Annotated in this window: 1 pseudogene; it reads left to right on the top strand. The window is 41.2% G+C overall.

Going from position 1 to position 2,796, the window contains the following annotated elements:
- Positions 1-2,796 (top strand): annotated as a pseudogene (locus tag ACWA1F_RS23875) (DUF11 domain-containing protein); the annotation flags it as partial.

The following is a 2,796-nucleotide window of genomic DNA, read 5'->3' as shown; positions in this document are numbered from 1 at the left end:
CGGAGATTACTTGAATACTGCCGAAGTTACAGCCGCCGATCTTCCTGACCCGAATTCTACTCCAAATAACGGAATTACGACAGAGAATGATTATGCATCAGCAACTACAGTTCCAAACCAATTATCTGCCGATTTGGCTTTAACAAAAACCGTTAATAATCCGACTCCACTTGCTGGTTCACAAGTGATTTTTGAAATTGCCATTACCAATAATGGACCGCAGAACACAACTGGTGCCGAAGTAACAGATTTACTCCCGAACGGTTATACATTCTACAGCTACGCCTCTACCAAAGGCACATACAATAGTATTACAGGAAAATGGAATATTGGTTCAATTCTAAACGGAGATACTCACGTATTGCAAATTACAGCAGTAGTAAATCCGACAGGAAACTATGAAAATATTGCTGAAGTAACGTCTAGCGCCCTGCCAGATCCAAATTCTACAACAGGTAATGGAATTAGTGGTGAAAATGACTATGCTGCAGTAAGTACCGCTCCAATAGGCCAAGCTGCTGATTTATCATTGACTAAAACAGTCAATAATCCGACTCCTTTAATTGGAACCCCGGTAACTTTTGAAATCATCATTAAAAATGACGGTCCTGAAAATACTGCTGGTGTAGAAGTTACAGATCTTCTTCCAAATGGCTACACTTTTAGCAGTTTCTCCGCTACAAAAGGAACATACAGCAGTACAACCGGTAAATGGACAATTGGTTCTTTAATAAGCGGCGATTCTCAAACCTTACAATTGACCGCTATTGCAAACGGAACTGGAAATTATCTCAATATTGCAGAAGTAACGGCTAGCACGCTTCCTGATCCTGATTCGACTCCAAATAATGGTGTCACAACTGAGGACGATTACTCGGCTGTGGGAACAGTTCCAGTTGCTTCTCAAGCCGATTTATCTCTAACGAAAGAATTAGTTGGCGGTAATCTTAGTCCGATTTTTGGCGCCACAGTAACATTTGAAATTACAGTTAAAAATGATGGCCCACAAAATGCAACAGGAGTACAAGTACTGGATTTACTGCCAAGCGGTTATGATTATTTGGTTTACAGCTCAACCGCTGGAAATTACGCCAATACGTCGGGAATATGGAATATCGGCACTATTCTAGCCGGAGATTCGGAAACCTTATTGGTATCAGCAATTGTAAATCCGACAGGAAATTATCAAAATATAGCAGAAGTATATTCTTCAGACCAATCTGATCCAGACAGTACGCCACACAACGGAATTGCAGGCGAAGACGACATGGATTCTGAAACGCTCACTCCTGTTGTGGCTGTTGCCGATCTTTCTTTAGAAAAAGAAGTCGTTAATAATATATTGACGCCAGATGTAGGCGCACCGATATCATTCTCCATTACGGTGCGAAATTCGGGTCCGAGCGCTGCCACAGGCGTAACGATCAAAGATGTTCTGCCTCCAGGATATGATTATATATTCTATAATGCTACTTCTGGAAGTTACAATCAAATTACAGGCGAATGGACTCCGGGAATTATTCTTCCTGGAAACAGTCACACATTATTGTTAAATGTATTTGTAAAAACGCCTACAGGTGCTGCAAACGAATATTTAAACATCGCAGAAATTATGACATCTGACCAGCATGATCCAGACAGTACGCCTGGAAATGGTATATCGTCAGAAGACGATTATGACAGTATTGCTGTGACACCAGTAATTGTTCAGGCAGATTTGTCTATCGAAAAAAGAACACTCAGCGGAAATACTTCTTTTGATGTTGGTGCTAACATCATATTCGAAGTAACCGTTAGCAATGATGGTCCAGGAAATGCCAGCGGCGTTATGGTAAAAGACCTGCTTCCAAAAGGATTCACCTATCTTACCTATACGGCAACAAGCGGTATTTACAACTTTGTTACCGGAAACTGGAACACCGGAATTGTAAATGCTGGCGCTACACAGACATTGCAAGTATATGTTCGTGTAAATCCACCTTCTGGTCAAAGCGGAGAATACACCAATATTACGGAAATCACCGCCAGTAACCTGCCCGATCCAGATTCGACGCCAAACAACGGTGTCACTACAGAAGATGATTATGACAGTCTTACGATAAATGTTAACGTAGCCGATTTAAGCCTCAACAAAACAGTCAATAATCAAAAAGCGAATGTTGGCGAAACGGTTAATTTCACCCTTCAAATTGGCAATGAAGGCCCTGCAGAAGCAACTGGCGTGAGTATAGAAGATGTAATGCCTGTTGGCTACAAAAACATTTCAAACATCAGCAATGGCGGTATTTTAAGTCTAAGCAGCATCAAATGGACTGGCTTAACTGTTCCTATTGGCGGTATCACCCTGACCTACTCCGCAGTTGTCGGAGATCCTCACGGACTGCAACATACCGATTATGTAAACATCGCGCAAGTTACCGCGAGCAATCAATTTGATCCTGATTCAACGCCAAATAACGATAAAGGTGACCAAAGTGAAGACGATGAAGATTCGGAATTCATCAATATTCCATCAACTGATGTAGCCATCAATAAAACTGTCGATAAAACAGATGTGCCGATGAACAGCGAAGTCACTTTTACCATTACTGCAGATAATTTAGGCAGTCTCGCAGCGACAAATGTTGAAGTTCAAGATGTTCTTCCAAAAGGATATTCATTTGTAGGCGCAACCGTTACATCAGGAAGCTACAATGCTTCAACAGGAATTTGGTCCATACCTTCTATTAATCCTGGTTCTGCACAAACTCTAACATTGATTGTAAAAGTGGTAGATTTTAACGACTATGTAAATAC

This window comes from Flavobacterium erigeronis, assembly GCF_054075165.1.
This window is presented reverse-complemented; position numbering and strand designations above follow the sequence as displayed.